The organism is Streptomyces pseudovenezuelae (assembly GCF_029892565.1).
GTDB lineage: Bacteria > Actinomycetota > Actinomycetes > Streptomycetales > Streptomycetaceae > Streptomyces > Streptomyces pseudovenezuelae_A.
In genome coordinates, this window is sequence record NZ_JARXVH010000019.1 from 83,053 (window position 1) to 98,474 (window position 15,422).

Sequence of the window (15,422 nt, forward strand, 5' to 3'; positions counted from 1 at the left end):
TGTACTCAGGAGACCACCGGGAGCGGGAGAACTCATCGCGGACGCCGGCCCTCAGGCCCCGGCGGGCACCCGGTCGAGGAAACCGAGCACGGAGCGGATCCGACCGTCCGCGTCCAGCGTGACCACGTCGAAGCCCGCCACCGGCGCCGAGCCGTCGGCCTCGTTCACCAACTCCCAGGAGAACCGGGCGGTGTCGTGGTGACCGTCCACCGCGCCGGCGAGCCGGAAGGCGAACCCGGGGAACTGCTCGTGCGCCCCCGCGATCACGGCCGCGATCTGTTCGTGCCCGCTGACGTCGACCAGAGGGTCGGTGTAACCTCCGTCCGCGGTCCACGCGGCGGCGACCGCCTTGGCCAACTCCTCGGGCGCGGCCGCATTCCAGGCCTCGAAGTAACGGGCGGCGGCAATCTCGTAACGGTCGGTGTTCGCGGACATGGCGATCAGCCTCCATCGAGGGGGTCGTTGCTGGTCAGGGCCCGTGGTCGCGCTCTCGGCGACCCGGTACGACCACCCTGCCCGGCCGCGCACCGTCCGTCGATTACCCCTCAGGTAATGGCAGGACCCCCCATATTTCGGCCAACTCCACCTGCGAATATGCCAGGAGAGTGGCCGGAAATCCGTGGTGACAGTGTTTCGCAAGTGAACATACTCAAGTGTTAGGAACTTCACATCGAGCGTAGAAGCGATCACACACAGCAGTTGGGTAAACCCTGAGCGACACCGCAGCACAGCACATGAGCCGCACCGAAAGCGAGGCCTGCCGACAGGCGTAGGAAGCGACGGGGGAGCGAACGTGCATGACGAGTTCTTATGCCACGTGACGGCATACGGCACCTGCGCGGGCGAGCGCATCGGCGTACCCCTGGGCACCTATCGCGCCCCCACCCTCGCTCTCGCCCTGTGGTGGTTACGTGACCGCGCGAACTGGATCGCCGACCGCCTCGACCCGCTCCCCGAGGCCGAGCACTTCCCGCCCAGCTCCCTCGTCCCCGTCGCCGACACCGTGCTCGACGTGCCCGCCGTGCTCCGCGCCTGGTGCGGGGATGTCACCCAACAGGAGCTGGTCGCCAACGAGTTGGCCGCCGGGCGGCTGGTGCGGATCGCCCTCTATGACGACACCACCGAGTACGAGCTGATGGCCGAGTCGATCGACGCCCTGCGGATGCAACGGATGAGGCCGGGACTGTACGTGTCCGTCGGCTGATCGACGGTCCCGCCGGCCGCGGTGGGCGCACATGGGTACGAATCGGTAGAATTTCCCGCATGGCAGAGCGGGTGATCGCGCCGAGCGCGCCCGAACTCGTCCTGGAGACCGACACGGGCTCCACGGTGATGAGTCCGAGCCACGACTACCACGTCGGTCGCGACCCGATGTGCGAGATCGTCATCGACGACGCCCGGGTCTCGTGGCACCACGCGGTGCTGCGCCCCGAGGCCGACCACTGGACCCTCGCGGACGAGAACAGCACGAACGGCACCTACGCCGACGGCCGCCGCGTCCACGAGTGGGGCGTCGGCGCCGGCAGCGTCATCCGCTTCGGCAACCCCTCCGACGGCCCCCGCGCCATCCTGGTCGACCGCCCCGCACCGGCCCCGGAGCGCCCCTCCGCGGTCTCCATGCCCGGCCTCACCGGCACCTTCCGCCGGCCCACCACCATACGGCCGCTGCCCGCCCGCACTGTCCGCATCGGCCGCGGCCCCGACAACGACCTGATCGTCGACGACCTCGTCGCCTCCCGTCGGCACGCCGAACTGCGCGCGCTGCCCGACGGCACCTACGAGATCGTCGACCTGGGCAGCCACAACGGCACCTTCCTCAACGGCCTGCCCGTCACCCGCGCACCGCTCGGCCCCGGCGACATCGTCGGCATCGGCCACTCCGCGTTCTGCCTCGTCGGCGACGAGCTCCAGGAGTACGTCGACACCGGCGAGGTCTCGCTCGACGTCCAGGACCTCACGGTCGCCGTCGACCGGGGCCGCAAGACCCTGCTCGACCATGTGTCGTTCCCCGTGGGGGAGAAGTGCCTGCTCGCGGTCGTCGGCCCCAGCGGCGCCGGGAAGTCCACGCTCCTGGGCGCCCTCACCGGCCAGCGCCCCGCCGACCACGGCACCGTCCTCTACGACGGCCGCGACCTCTACCGCGACTACGCCGAACTGCGCCAGCGCATCGGCCTGGTCCCCCAGGACGACATCCTGCACGCCCAGCTCACCGTCCGCGGCGCCCTGTCCTACGCCGCCGAACTGCGCTTCCCGCAGGACACCGCGAAAGCCGAGCGGCGGGCCAGGGTCGACGAGGTGATCCGCGAACTCGGTCTGGAGGAGCGCGCCGGACAGCACGTGCACAGCCTGTCCGGCGGGCAGCGCAAGCGGGTCAGCGTGGCCCTGGAGCTGCTGACCAAACCGTCTCTGCTCTTCCTGGACGAGCCGACCTCCGGCCTGGATCCCGGTATGGACCGCTCGGTGATGCACATGCTGCGCGGCCTCGCCGACGACGGCCGCACGGTCATCGTCGTCACCCACAGCGTGCTGAGCCTCGACGTCTGCGACCGTCTCCTCGTCCTCGCCCCCGGCGGCAAGGTCGCCTACTACGGCCCGCCCGAGGACGCCCTCGCCTACTTCGGCTTCGAACAGTGGCCGGAGGCCTTCGAGGCCTTCGAACGGGACCGCGACCGTGACTGGTCGGGAGACTTCCGCGTCTCGCCCTCCCACCGGCAGTACGTCGCCGACTCCTCGGCGCAGCCCCGCGTGGACCGGTCCGGGCCCGTCGTGATCACCCCGCCGCCACGCCCGCGCAGCCGGAGCGCCCAGCTCGGCACCCTGATCCGCCGCTACACCGCCGCCCTCGCCGCCGACCGCACCTTCCTCGCCATCATGATCGCGCTGCCGTTCGTGATGGGCGCCATGGCCCGCGCCCTGGCAGGCAGCAAGCTGACGCAGGAGACCGCGATGAACGCGCTGCTCATCCTGTGCGTCGGCGGAGTCCTCACCGGCGCGACCAACGCCGTGCGCGAACTCGTCAAGGAGCGCACCATCTATCAGCGCGAGCGGGCCGTCGGCCTGTCCAGATCGGCGTACCTGCTGTCGAAGGTCGTCGTCCTCGGCACCATCACCGTGCTGCAGGCGGTCGTGCTGACCCTGGTGGCGCTGCTCGGCGTCGACCTCAACGCGCCCGGCGGCGAAGGCGTGGTGATGTCACCCCTTGTCGAAATCACCGTCGCGGTGGCCCTGTTGGCGTTCACGGCCATGATGCTCGGCCTGCTGGTCTCGGCGCTGGTGCGCAAGGAGGAGGTGACGATGCCGCTGCTCGTGCTGCTGGCCATCGTCCAAGTGGTCTTCTGCGGCGCCCTGTTGAAGCTGCACGGCGTGCCCGGCCTGGAGCAGCTGTCCTGGCTGGTGCCCTCGCGCTGGGCACTCGGCGCGATGGCCGGGACCGTCGGACTGTCCCGGATCGTGCCGGGCGAACTGACCGGCGACCCGCTGTTCCGGCACTCGGCCGGGGTGTGGCTGCTCAACATCGGCATGCTCATCGTCCTGTCGGCGGTCTTCGGCTTGGCGGTCTCCCGGCTGCTGCGCCGGCACGAGCCCGCCGTGATGCGGAAGTAGGGGTGGCGGCGCGATGACGACCCCCGGATTCCGACCCACCCATGTCGTCCCCCAGCACGGCATGCCCGCCTGGGAGGCCCCCGGCCCGGACCGGCCCACCATGCCCCTCGACCCGCTCCTGCCGGTCCAGCTGGTCGAACGGCGCGGTGACTGGGGACACGTCCGCTGCGCCAACGGCTGGTCGGCCTGGGTCGACGGCCGCCACCTGGTCGCCGTACCGCAGGACCCGCCTACCACCGGCGACCCCGAGGCCCGCACCGCCGACCCGCGCCCGCTGCTCGCCCGCGCCGAACAGACACTGGCCCACTACCGGGTCGCGGTCGAGGAGTTGGCCGGCGGCGGCCTCGACGGCGAATCCTTCCGCGTCCGCACCAGGGGACTGCGGATCGGGATCGTCGTCGACGGCGAGTCCGTATGGCTCTACGACACCGACCACGGCCGCTGGGTCTACGGCGACGGAACCCGCCTCAGCACCTACGCGACCGACGACGAACCCCGCGCCGTGGCACCGGACCCCGGCCACGCCCCCACCCAGGTGGTGAGCCCCGATGGCCCGTGACACGAGCCTCTTCTCGGGCCGCCCCTCCGAGCTGATCGGCCGGCAGGTCGCCGGCTACCGCATCGAGCAGGAGATCGGCCGGGGCGGCATGGCCGTCGTCTACCGCGCCCGCGACCTGCGCCTGGACCGCGCGGTCGCGCTCAAGCTGCTCGCTCCGGAACTCGCCCGCAACGACACCTTCCGGCTCCGCTTCACCCACGAGTCCCGGGCCGCCGCGGCCATCGACCACCCGCACATCGTGCCCGTCTTCGAGGCGGGCGAGACGGACGGTGTCCTGTACATCGCCATGCGCTACGTCGAAGGCAGCGACCTGCGTCATCTCCTTGACCGGCGCGGTCCGTTGGCGCCCTCCGCCGCCCTGCGCATCGCCGCGCAGGTGGCCTCCGCGCTGGACGCGGCCCACGACCACGGCCTGGTCCACCGGGACGTGAAGCCCGGCAACATCCTGGTCGCCCGCGGCACCGACAGCGACCACCCCGAGCACGTCTACCTCACCGACTTCGGCCTGACCAAGAAGTCCCTGTCCCTGACCGGCTTCACCTCGGTCGGCCAGTTCGTCGGCACCCTCGACTACGTGGCACCCGAACAGATCTCCGGCCGCCCGGTCGACGGCCGCTGCGACGTCTACGGTCTGGCCTGCGTCGTCTACGAGTCCATGGCGGGCCGCCCACCCTTCCGCCGCGACGACGACATGGCGCTCCTGTGGGCCCACCAGTACGACGAGCCGCCCCCGTTGACCGACTCCCGCCCCGACCTCCCCACCCCGGTCGACGCGGTCTTCGCCAAGGCCCTCGCCAAGTCCCCTGACGACCGCCACGACTCCTGTGGAGCCTTCATCACCGCCCTGCGCTCCGCCACGACCGGCGAAGTGCCCGGCGCCCATCCGCCGACGGAGGTGGATCTGAGGGTCGTGGACAAGGGGGCGGAGCGCCTCTCCCCACCACCGCGCTGGGCGGAGCCGGTCTTCGGAGGGACGCTTCAGGAACCTTGGAAGGACCGGCTCCGGACGTGACCGAGGACCGACATGTCGACTCGTGCGGAGGCATTGGCAGCGCCCCGGCATGGTGGCCAACGGCGTGACCTTGATCGATCTCCACGACCGCATCCGGGCCCTTGAGGAACGTGTCACCAGAGCTGAGCAAGGTTCCGCGCCGCCACCACCTGACGGAACCCGTGCTGTGACCGCGTAGGTTCTCCGGGCTCGCCGGTGATGGACGGCGTCAGCCTTCCCGCGCCTTGTCCCGCGCACCCCGCCGCCGCACAGGCTTCGCCAGCAGTCCGCCCAGGAAGCCCGTCACCAGCCCCCACGCGAGGGCGAAGCCCAGGGCCGTCCACACCTCGGGCTTGAGGAACAGGTCGCCGGACAGGTCTCCGCCCAGGTCGCCGATGCCGAGGACCGAGAGGCCGTAGTGGGCGGAGACGCGGCCGACCAGGCAGATCATCAGGACCGTCAGCGCCAGGGCGACGGCCATGTGCAGGGCGTGCTGCCAGGCCCGGACCCGGGTGGGCGAACGGGCCGCCATCACGAAGGCCGCGGCCAGCAGCAGGACCGCGTCGACGGCCACGAGCCACCACACGTTGCCGTCGTACTGGGCGAGGGTGCGCACGTTGAGCGTGGAGACGTCCGGGGTGCGCAGCACCTCGTCCAGGACGTGCGGCATGGGCAGACCGAACGGGCCCTCCACGCGGCCGTTCCAGGTGACGCCGAGGCCGAGGGTGAGGGCGAGCCAGACCAGGTTCGGCAGGCCGAGAAGGATCACGGCGAGCGTCTCGGGGGCATGCCCCTTCGTCGCCGCGGTGACGAGCGCGATGACGGCGCCCAGAGCGACGTAGGCGAGAAGCAGCACGACCATGGCGTACGCGGCCGGCCGCACCGACTCCTGGAAGCGCAGCAGGCGCCCCGGCAGGGGTGCCCCGCGCGAGACCAGAAGGGCCAGCAGCAGCACGCCCGCAAGCCACAGCAGACCGAAGGACAAGGTCTGCGGTACGTCCGTCGTGAAGCCCACCTTGGGGGAGGCGTCCAAGAGGTCGCCGAGATCGCCGAGTGTGCTGTCACCGAGGGAGAGCGTGAAGGTCTGGCGGGCGCCGAAGGCCAGGCCGAGGAGCGCGAGCAGCCACAGCACCGCGATCCTCAGGGCCCAGCCGACCAGCTCCGGCGCCCCGGCGACCGCCCGGTGCCGCAGCGGCCGTAGAAAGCCCGCCGCGAGGACCAGAGCGCCTGCGAGGGTGACGGAGAGCGGGATGACCGTCAGGCCCGCCTTGGTGTCGGCGAGCCCGCCGGCGTTCCCCGAGAGCTCGATCGTGCCGCCCACCGCAGTGACCACCGTCGCCGCGACGACCCGCGGGAGGGCGCCGTCCGGAAGATCCGCCGCCCCGGCCGCCCACAGCCCCAGCGCCGCGACCACCCCCATCGCAAGGATCGGGGCCAGTACCGCGGCCAGTGCCTGGAGCCAGCCGTGGCGGGCGAATGCCTGGTGGGAGGGGGTTCGGAGGCTCACTCTCGCCACGCTAGACAGCCTCCGCGCGGCCCGCCCGCCGGGAGGGCCGTCCGCGTCGGCTTGCGAGCTACACCGAACCGGAGCACACAATGGTCTCAATGCATGACATTGCGGCAAACTCGGGGCGAGCCGCAGGAACCGCGTCGGGAAGAAGACCTCGTGAGCGTCGAACCGCCGTCATCCGGCCGCCCCACAGGCCCGCCCTCCGGCCCCCTGTCGGGCCCCTCCCAGCCGCCCTCGGGCCCGCCCTCCCAACCGCCCGGCAGCAGCGGCGGTACACCCTCGCCGGAACCCCACCGCCCCTGGTGGAAGTCCGCGCCCCGGGTCGCGGTCCTCACCGCCGTCGTGGTGGGCGCCGTGGTGCTGGGTCTCGTGTTCACCCGATCCGACGGCGGCTCGGACAGCGCCTCGGGCAGCGGGGGCGAGGTCTTCCTGCAGTCCGCGGCCAAGACCGGCCCCGACCCGTTCACGGAGTCGACGGCCAAGGACAGCTCGGCCGCACCCGTCTCCGCGAGCCCGGCCACCGAATCGACGCCCGCGAACGCCGTGCGCGGGGTCGACGGCGGCGCCGCCGGACTCTACGGCGGCAGCCTCAACGTCTCCGCCTGCGACGTGGAGAAGCAGATCAAGTCCCTCCAGGCGACCCCGTCGAAGAACCAGGCGTTCGCCTCGGTCGAGGGCATCCAGCCCGCCCAGGTCCCCACCTACCTGCGCTCCCTCACGCCCGTGCAGCTGCGCATGGACACCCGCGTCACCAACCACGGCTACCGCAACGGCGCCGCGACGAGCTACCAGGCCGTGCTCCAGACCGGCACCGCCGTCCTGGTCGACGGCCACGGTGTGCCCCGGGTCCGCTGCGCGTGCGGCAACCCGCTCACCCCGCCCGTCGCCCAGCAGACCGCACCGAAGCCGACGGGCGACTCCTGGGCCTCGTACCGCTCCTCGAACGTCGTCGTGGTCACCCCCGCGCCGCAGATCATCAACATCTTCGTGATCTACGACCCCCACCACGACCAGTGGATCGCCCGGCACCGCGGCGACACCGGCCACAAGGACGAGCACACCCGGCCGCCGGTGAACCACCCCTCCCCGTCGGTCAGCGTGTCCACACCGACCACGCCTTCGTCTCCGTCGACCCCGTCGCCGTCCCCGTGCGTCTCCTCGCCCACCGCGAGCCTCGGCACCCCGACCCCTTCGGGCAGCCCGTGCCCGCCGACGTCGACCGCCCCGCCCTCGTCGCCCTCCTCGCAGACGCCGTCCTCCGAACCGCCCACGAGCGAGCCGGAGTCGTCGGGTTCCTCGGGGTCGTCGGCCTCGCAGGAGCCGTTCGCCCCGGACACGGCGGACACGACGGCCGCGAGCTCCTCCGCGTCGGGGCCCCCGTCCACGTACAGTGCTCCGGGGTCGTCCGCCACCACACCGGCGTTCTGAGACGAACGGGACACACCGGGACTGCGCGGCGCGGCTCGGGGTACGAGCACTGGTGCAACAGCGTCCGGCCAGTCCGGCTTCCGAGAGAGAAACGCATGACCGAGCACGTGGGCGGGGCAGTGGTACCGACGGGGTTCGACGTACCCGTGGAACCGCTGCGGCGCGCCGCGCACTACACGGGTGAACCGGGATGCATCGCCGAAGCACGGTCTTTTGCCGCGCTCTTCGTCGAGCAGCTCCGGACCGAGTGGTGCGCCATGATCGACGACCGCGTCCGGGACGAGCTGCTGCTCGTCGTGAGCGAACTGGTCACCAACGCCGACCGGCACAGCAACGGGCCGTACATCCTGGAGCTGGAGGGCACCGACATGGCGGTGACCGTGTGCGTCTGCGACAGCAGCGCCGCGCTCCCGCACCGGTTCGCCCGGGACCCGCAGCGCATCGGCCGGCACGGCCTGGAGATAGTCCACGCGCTGGCGGCCCGGATCAGCGTCGAGCGGGTGCCGGTCGGCAAGCGCGTGAGCGCTGTGCTGCCGTTGAACGGCGAGTGAGCCGACCGCTGTTCTACGGCGGCGAGTGACGCCGCCGTACCGCGCAGTGCGCGCTGTCGCTGTGCTGCCACTCACCGGCGACCGCGCGGCCGTTCACCGGCGAGGTTCCACGCGGCGAGTATCTGCCCGCCCAAAGGCGGAGATTGTCCGCCCCCAAATACCGAGTGACCGCCCCCGCCGCCTGGCCGGCGGCTGAGACGGTCACTCCAGTGTGTTCAGCCCGTGTTGCTGTCAGGCGCAGTCGAGTTCGCCCAGCATGCCCTCGCGCAGTCGCGAGATGATCCGCTTGATCAGGCGGGACACATGCATCTGCGAGCAGCCGAGCCGTTCGCCGATCTCCGCCTGGGTGGCTTCCTCCACGAACCGCATGTGGATGATCTGCCGGTCGCGCTCGCCGAGTTCGGCCATCAGCGGGGCGAGTGACTGGCAGTCCTCGACGAGTCGCAGCCCGTCCTCCTCCACGCCGATGAAGTCGGCGAGGACGGACTCGCCGCCCTCCGCTCCGTCGCCGGTGAGCGCGGCGTCCAGGGATGAGGAGTTGTAGCCGTTCGAGGCGATCTGGCCCTCGATGACCTCGTTCTCGGAGATGTTCATGAGGGTGGCGAGTTCGGCGACCGACGGCTCGCGGTCCAGTCGGCTGGAGAGTTCCTCGCGGGCCTTGGCCAGCTCGACCCGCAACTCCTGGAGCCGGCGCGGTACGTGCACCGCCCAGGTCGTGTCACGGAAGAACCGCTTGATCTCGCCGACGATGTAGGGGAGCGCGAACGAGGTGAACTCGACCTCCCTGGACAGTTCGAACCGGTCGATCGCCTTGATCAGGCCGATCATCCCGGTCTGGACGATGTCCTCCATGTCGTCGCCGCGCCCCCGGAACCGCCCGGCGGCGAATCGGACCAACGACATGTTCATCTCGATCAGCGTGTTGCGCGCGTACTGGAACTCCTGTGTGCCTTCTTCCAGTTCGCTGAGCCTCTGGAAGAACTGGCGGGACAGCTCGCGCGCGTCGCGCGGGGCGACGGCCCGCGGCTCGGCGATTCCCGGCAGCGGTGCGCCACCCGTGCTGGTCCCGGCGGTCCTCTCCACGACCTGTGCCTTTGACCGGTTCACGGCGGTGTCCATTACCTCTCCCACGAAAGTCTCGGCCCGGCGGCGGTCCGCCGGCCTCGGTTCCTTCGCAGAGCGGGTACCCCGGGTTCGGCGTCCCATGCCCAACAACCGTCGTGGAAACGGAAAATGGGTGAAGTGGCAGGCTCGGGGACACCCATGCCCGTGGTCGCGGCGGTCGTCAGTTACCGGATTCTCCCAGAGCAGAACGCCTACCTCTTCCCCTGGGGTCGAAGATATTTAGGCTGAAGAGGGTGAGCAGCCAAGCGCCGAACGAAGCCCGAGTCATCCCCCTGCGCCCCGCGCGGCCGGCCAACTCCCCAGCGCCGGGGCGGGCCCCCGGGGCACCGGTTGCCCCCGTGGCCCCTGCGCCGAGGGAACCTCTGTGGCGCGACCTGGTCGGTGACGTCCTGCGGCGCGAGCGCCTCGCGCAGGAGCGCACGCTCAAGGACGTGGCCGACGCGGCCCGGATCTCCATGCCCTACCTCTCCGAGGTGGAGCGCGGCCGCAAGGAGGCCTCCTCCGAGGTCCTCGCGGCCGCCGCCAACGCTCTGGGCCTCGGCCTGGGCGACCTGCTGTCGTTGGCGCACGGCGAGCTCACCCGGATCGAGAGCCGCCGGCAGCTCAGGAGTCGCGGCGCGTCCACCTCGTCGTACAACGGACTGTGCCTGGTCGCCTGAGACCGCCCGCGGGCCGGCGCCTCAGACCCGTGCCAGGCGTCGGCTCACCACCTCGTCGGCCAGCCCGTACGCCACCGCCTCTTGCGCGGTGAACACCTTGTCGCGGTCCATGTCCGCGCGCAGGGTCGCGATGTCGTGGTGGGTGTGCCGGGACAGCACCTCCTCGACCTGCGAGCGGATCCGGACCATCTCCTTGGCCTGCAGGGCCAGATCGGAGACCGTGCCCTGCCGTCCGCCGCTGGCGGGCTGCCCGAGCAGCACGCGCGCGTGCTCCAGCACGAAGCGCCGCCCCGGATCCCCGCCGGCCAGCAAAACGGCTGCGGTCGACGCGGCCTGTCCGACGCAGAACGTCGAGATCGGCACTTGTACGTAGGTCATCGTGTCGTAGATCGCCATCAGTGAAGTGAAGGAGCCGCCGGGGGAGTTGAGGTAGATCGCGATCTCGTTGTCCGGGGCCGCCGACTCCAGATGGAGGAGTTGGGCGATGACGACGTTGGCGACGCCGTCGTCGATCTCGGTGCCGAGGAAGATGATGCGCTCGGACAGCAGTTTGCTGAAGACGTCGTAGGACCGCTCGCCCTGCGGGGTCCGCTCGACGACGTTCGGAATCGTGTAGGTCCCCATGTCACAGCCCCATCCGTCGTCGTGCGGCGGCCGGGCGGATGTCGGCGAGCGACTCCAGGACCCGGTCCACCATGCCGTACTCCTTGGCCTCCTCGGCCGTGAACCAGCGGTCGCGGTCACCGTCCCGGGAGATCGTCTCCGGGCTCTGTCCGGTGTGCTCCGAGGTGATCCGCTCGATGGTCCGCTTGGTGAAGTCCAGGTTGTCCGCCTGGATCTCGATGTCCGCGGTGGTGCCGCCGATCCCCGCCGACGGCTGGTGCATCATGATCCGCGCGTTCGGCAGGGAGTAGCGCTTGCCGGCCGCGCCGACGCTGAGCAGGAACTGGCCCATGCTGGCCGCGAAGCCCATCGCGAGCGTCGAGACGTCGTTCGGGATCAGCCGCATGGTGTCGTAGATGGCGAGTCCCGCGTGCACCGACCCGCCCGGGCTGTTGATGAACAGGCCGATGTCGGTGCGCGGATCCTCCGCCGACAGCAGGAGCAGCTGGGCGCAGATCCGGTTGGCGGAGGCCTCGTTGACCTCGGTACCGAGGAACACGATCCGCTGGCCCAGGAGTTGGGCGGCGAGATGGTCGTCGAACCGGGTGGGCGGGGTGTCGCCCTCCTCGGCCCGGGGTGCGGTGAGTGAAGTCATCGGTTCTCCTGTCGAGGCGGTGTTGCCGTCGACTCCACTCTTGGCCCAGGTCCGCGCGTCGATGCGATTTCTCTGCCGGTGGCAGATTCGCCAGGGGCAGAGCCGACCTCAACGGGCACGCGCAACGACAGACTGAGCCCATGGACGCGGGACTCGCCGCGCTGCTCGGCGCCACCGTCGGCTCTGCCGCCACCCTCGGCACCGCGATCGTGAGCGGTCGGGCACAGGCGCGGTCGCAGCACGATCAGTGGCGCCGCCAGCACCGCCGCGACGGGTACGCCGGCTACCTGAGCGCGCTCCATGACCGCGACATCGCCATGGACGCCGTCCTCGACGCGTTGCGTCCGGGCGATCCGAACCTGTCCGATGCCGAGGAGAAGATACGCACTTTCATCGCCCTGGCCCGCGAGGGAAACACCACCCGCAAAGCCGAGGGCACCGCCCTCGCCGCCGAACGAGAGCGGATCCTCTACCAGGCGATCAAGGACTTTCGCCGCGTGGCAGGCGAAGTCCTCGGCACCACGGACCGACTCGCCAGGCTCAGTCCTTCTCGCGCACCTGCCCGAAGAACGCCCGCACATCTGCGACCAGCAGGTCCGGCTGCTCCATCGCCGGGAAGTGCCCGCCCCGGTCGAACTCCGTCCACCGGACCAGGTTCTCGGTCCGCTCCGCCTTGTGCCGCAGGGGGAGTTGGGGCTCGGCCGGGAAGACGGCGACGGCGGTCGGGGCGGTGGACGGCTCGGTGGGGAGGGCGGCGCGGCCCGTGGCGTGGGCCCGCTCGTAGTAGATGCGGGCCGCCGAACCGGCCGTGCCGGTCAGCCAGTACAGCATCACGTTGGTGAGCATCCGGTCCCGGTCGACGGCCTCCTCGGGCAGCCGGTCCGAGTCCGTCCACTCCTGGAACTTCTCGACGATCCAGGCGAGTTGGCCGACCGGCGAGTCGGTGAGCGCGTACGCCGCGGTCTGTGGGCGGGTGGACTGCAGGACGGCGTATCCGGTGCCCTCGCGCGACCACTCGGTCCACCGGCGCCACGACAGCAGCGCCCGCTCCTGCTCCTCCGTGTTGAGCGTGTCCAGTTCGTCGGGGGTCGGCTCGGTGGACTGCTGGCCGCCCGGCAACAGATTCAGGTGTACGCCGATCACGCGGTCGGGGTGGGCCCGGCCCAGCTCGCGGGAGATGGCGGCGCCCCAGTCGCCGCCCTGCGCCCCGAACCGCTCGTAGCCCAGTCGCCCCATCAGCTCGGCCCACGCGTCGGCGATCCGCCCTGCCTCCCAGCCGAGGTCGGCCGGAGGCCCGGACAGCCCGAAGCCGGGGATGCTCGGCACCACGAGATGGAAGGCGTCGGCCGGGTCCCCGCCGTGCGCGGCCGGGTCGGTGAGCGGTCCGACGACGTCCAGGAACTCGACGATCGAGCCCGGCCAGCCGTGGGTGATGATCAGCGGGGTGGCGTCCGGCTCGGGCGAGCGGATGTGCGCGAAGTGGACGTTCGAGCCGTCGATCGTGGTCGTGAACTGCGGCCATTCGTTGAGCAGTGCCTCCGCGGCCCGCCAGTCGTACGCGTGCCGCCAGTGACCGACGAGTTCGCGCAGGTAGTCCGCCGGCACGCCGTACGCCCAGCCGGTGCCGGGCAGTTCGTCCGGCCAGCGGGTGCGGTCGAGACGGTCGCGGAGATCGTCGAGGTCGCGCTGCGGGATGTCGATGCGGAACGGGCGGATGCTGTCGGCAGGCGAAGACGTCATGGTGGCGAGCCTAGTTCGGGGCGGGGGTGTGGCCACCGGGATTGAATCCCGCTCGACCGATGAGTTCGGGGGCTCGGACCGGTCGATACAGATAACTGCGTTCCACACAGGTGACCGCGTTCCGCAGACCGCGCTCCATCGACCCCGTTCCACCGCCCAGGAGGTACACATGACCACCGACGGATTCACCACGTGTCTCTGGTTCGACGGCCAGGCCGAGGAGGCCGCGCACTACTACGTCTCGGTCTTCAAGAACTCCAGCGTCGGCAAGGCGGCCCGCTACACCGAGGGCGCCATGCAGCCGGCCGGCACGGTGCTGACCGTGGAGTTCACGGCCAACGGCCACAAGTTCCTCGCGCTCAACGGCGGCCCCCAGTTCAAGTTCACCGAGGCGGTCTCCTTCATGATCTTCTGCGCGGACCAGGAGGAGGTCGACTACTACTGGACCAAGCTGATCGAAGGCGGCGGCGAGCCCGGCCCCTGCGGCTGGCTCAAGGACCGCTACGGCCTGTCCTGGCAGGTCGTGCCCGACGGTCTCGACGCGATGATCAGCGACCCGGACACGGAGAAGGCGACCCGCGCGATGGGCGCCATGATGAAGATGGGCAAGCTCGACATCGCCGCCCTGGAGAAGGCCTTCGCGGGCGAGTAGCCCTACGGCTCGGTGGCCTCCGGCGACCGGCCCGACCCCTCCGCGTCCGCGGCGAGGGCGGCCCGGCCGCCGGCCGCCAGCAGAGCGAGCACGGCGAGGACGGCCAGCAGGACCAGTGCGAGGAGTACGACGGTCAGCACCGTCGGGTCGTTCCACAGCGCGAAGACCAGGGCCACCACGAGCAGCGCGCCGAGCGTGATCCAGCGGCGGTGCGCCTGCGCGAGGGTTCCGGCACGTCCGGCGTGGATCTGATGGCCGTACGCCCAGATCGCCGCCGAGTCCGCGGTGCGCTCGGACGTTCTGCGGACGGCGACCGGCAGTCTGCCGGGGCCGATCAGATAGGCGCCCAGCGCGATCACCACGCCCAGCACGACGGCCGTGCGCAGACTGACCCGCAGAAAGCGGAGCAGGGTGTCGAAGATCTCCGCGGCGGCGGCCGGCGACTGGATCTGCGGCGGGAGATGGTCGAGGTAGTACCGGCGCGCCACGACGAGGGCGATCCCCACGAGCAGCGCCGCGAAGGCCGCCCCCAGCGCCGTACGGGCCAGGGCTCGCCGACGGCCGCGGGCCAGCAGCACACCCGACGCGCCGAGCACCACCAGCAGGACGGGCAGCCAGTTGCCGACCACGTCCAACAGTCGCGCGCCGCCCCGGATTTGATCCAGCTGCTCGGACCGGAGGAGCACCAGCTGCTTGTCCACCCGGGGGATCTTGTCCGCCGGCGCCAGTCCCTCGGCCACCAGCTCCTTCTTCACCCGGTCGACGGCCGCCCCGACGTCCAACGTGACCGTGCCCTGGTCGACACCCACCGCGCCCCGGCCCTCGCCGGTGAGGGCGTGCACCACCGAGTCGTGGGCGGTCCGGTTGGCGGACGTCCACACCTTCGCGAAGGCGTCGCTGCGCACGACCCGGGTCACCACCTTCTTCACCGCCTCGTGCACGGCATCGTCCACCTGCGGACCCAGCATCCGCACGGCGGCCGCGGCCCGGGGCGGCAGACCCTGGGACTCCAGCCAGGTGGAGATGTCGCCGACGGCCTGAGTGCCGTCCACGCGCACGGCGACGGCGTCGGTGATCCGCCGCACGGCCGCGTCCCGCACACCGGAGCGGGTCGCCAGTGGGGACACGGTCGCCACGTAACGGTCGGTGTCGAGGGCGATGTCGTGCACCCAGGTGGCCAGCAGGGCCACTGGGACCAGGACGCAGGTCAGCACGAGGAGGACGGCGGAGGCGGTGGCGCGGGCGATCCGGCCGGGCCGCGACCCGAGCGAGCCGGGATCCTGCGGGGCGCTCATGGGGCCTCCCGGTTCCGTCCGGCCGTCCGCTGCCCCCATTCCCGCCGGTGC

Annotated in this window: 15 protein-coding genes; 8 read left to right on the forward strand and 7 right to left on the reverse strand. The window is 71.2% G+C overall.

The window, feature by feature from the left end; all coding sequences use genetic code 11:
- Positions 1–51: 51 nt before the first annotated feature.
- Positions 52–435, reverse strand: a complete 384-nt coding sequence (locus tag M2283_RS41010; protein ID WP_280881648.1) for a nuclear transport factor 2 family protein — start codon at positions 433–435, stop codon at positions 52–54.
- 358 nt (positions 436–793) lie between these two features.
- Between M2283_RS41010 and M2283_RS41015 the strand changes: the two genes are divergently transcribed.
- Genes M2283_RS41015 through M2283_RS41030 form a run of 4 tightly spaced genes read left to right on the forward strand, consistent with a single transcriptional unit; the run spans position 794 to position 5,174 of the window.
- Positions 794–1,204 (forward strand): hypothetical protein, encoded by a 411-nt coding sequence (locus tag M2283_RS41015; protein ID WP_280881649.1) that lies wholly within the window; start codon positions 794–796, stop codon positions 1,202–1,204.
- Positions 1,205–1,263: 59 nt separating this feature from the next.
- Positions 1,264–3,603 (forward strand): ABC transporter ATP-binding protein/permease, encoded by a 2,340-nt coding sequence (locus tag M2283_RS41020; protein WP_280881650.1) that lies wholly within the window; start codon positions 1,264–1,266, stop codon positions 3,601–3,603.
- A gap of 13 nt (positions 3,604–3,616) precedes the next feature.
- Positions 3,617–4,162: a hypothetical protein gene (locus M2283_RS41025; RefSeq protein ID WP_280881651.1), complete on the forward strand. Its 546-nt coding sequence runs from the start codon at positions 3,617–3,619 to the stop codon at positions 4,160–4,162.
- A complete protein-coding gene (locus M2283_RS41030) occupies positions 4,152–5,174 on the forward strand; it encodes a serine/threonine-protein kinase (RefSeq protein ID WP_280881652.1) in 1,023 nt (340 codons plus the stop codon). Before M2283_RS41025 ends, M2283_RS41030 begins: the two co-directional genes overlap by 11 nt.
- 208 nt (positions 5,175–5,382) lie before the next feature.
- Here M2283_RS41030 and M2283_RS41035 read toward each other — a convergent pair whose 3' ends face one another.
- The gene (locus tag M2283_RS41035; protein WP_280881653.1) at positions 5,383–6,660 is read right to left on the reverse strand and encodes a streptophobe family protein; all 1,278 of its coding nucleotides are present in this window, start codon (positions 6,658–6,660) and stop codon (positions 5,383–5,385) included.
- A gap of 159 nt (positions 6,661–6,819) precedes the next feature.
- Here M2283_RS41035 and M2283_RS41040 point away from each other — a divergent pair, with 159 nt between their 5' ends.
- Both M2283_RS41040 and M2283_RS41045 read left to right on the forward strand, forming a co-directional pair.
- Positions 6,820–8,091, forward strand: coding sequence for a DUF6777 domain-containing protein (locus M2283_RS41040; protein WP_280881654.1), 1,272 nt, complete (start codon positions 6,820–6,822; stop codon positions 8,089–8,091).
- A 95-nt stretch (positions 8,092–8,186) separates the two neighbouring features.
- Complete coding sequence (locus M2283_RS41045) at positions 8,187–8,642, forward strand: ATP-binding protein (RefSeq protein ID WP_280881655.1); 456 nt, start codon at positions 8,187–8,189, stop codon at positions 8,640–8,642.
- 231 nt (positions 8,643–8,873) lie between these two features.
- On the opposite strand, the gene M2283_RS41050 is transcribed toward M2283_RS41045, so the two are convergent.
- Positions 8,874–9,761 carry an RNA polymerase sigma factor SigF gene (locus M2283_RS41050; RefSeq protein ID WP_280881656.1) on the reverse strand — a complete coding sequence of 296 codons (888 nt, stop codon included), beginning with the start codon at positions 9,759–9,761 and terminating at the stop codon, positions 8,874–8,876.
- A gap of 239 nt (positions 9,762–10,000) precedes the next feature.
- Here M2283_RS41050 and M2283_RS41055 point away from each other — a divergent pair, with 239 nt between their 5' ends.
- On the forward strand, positions 10,001–10,426 hold the full coding sequence (locus M2283_RS41055; protein ID WP_280881657.1) for a helix-turn-helix domain-containing protein: 426 nt from the start codon (positions 10,001–10,003) through the stop codon (positions 10,424–10,426).
- A gap of 21 nt (positions 10,427–10,447) precedes the next feature.
- Here the strand turns inward: M2283_RS41055 and M2283_RS41060 are convergent, their stop codons facing one another.
- The 3 genes from M2283_RS41060 to M2283_RS41070 all read right to left on the reverse strand — a co-directional run bounded on the left by M2283_RS41060 (position 10,448) and on the right by M2283_RS41070 (position 13,424).
- On the reverse strand, positions 10,448–11,050 hold the full coding sequence (locus M2283_RS41060; RefSeq protein WP_124001343.1) for a ClpP family protease: 603 nt from the start codon (positions 11,048–11,050) through the stop codon (positions 10,448–10,450).
- Between the two features lies 1 nt (position 11,051).
- The gene (locus tag M2283_RS41065) at positions 11,052–11,684 is read right to left on the reverse strand and encodes an ATP-dependent Clp protease proteolytic subunit (RefSeq protein ID WP_280881658.1); all 633 of its coding nucleotides are present in this window, start codon (positions 11,682–11,684) and stop codon (positions 11,052–11,054) included.
- Between the two features lie 540 nt (positions 11,685–12,224).
- Positions 12,225–13,424: an epoxide hydrolase family protein gene (locus M2283_RS41070; protein ID WP_280881659.1), complete on the reverse strand. Its 1,200-nt coding sequence runs from the start codon at positions 13,422–13,424 to the stop codon at positions 12,225–12,227.
- Positions 13,425–13,593: 169 nt separating this feature from the next.
- Between M2283_RS41070 and M2283_RS41075 the strand changes: the two genes are divergently transcribed.
- Positions 13,594–14,076, forward strand: a complete 483-nt coding sequence (locus M2283_RS41075; RefSeq protein WP_280881660.1) for a VOC family protein — start codon at positions 13,594–13,596, stop codon at positions 14,074–14,076.
- A gap of 2 nt (positions 14,077–14,078) precedes the next feature.
- Here the strand turns inward: M2283_RS41075 and M2283_RS41080 are convergent, their stop codons facing one another.
- On the reverse strand, positions 14,079–15,371 hold the full coding sequence (locus M2283_RS41080; protein ID WP_280881661.1) for a hypothetical protein: 1,293 nt from the start codon (positions 15,369–15,371) through the stop codon (positions 14,079–14,081).
- Positions 15,372–15,422: the final 51 nt, after the last annotated feature.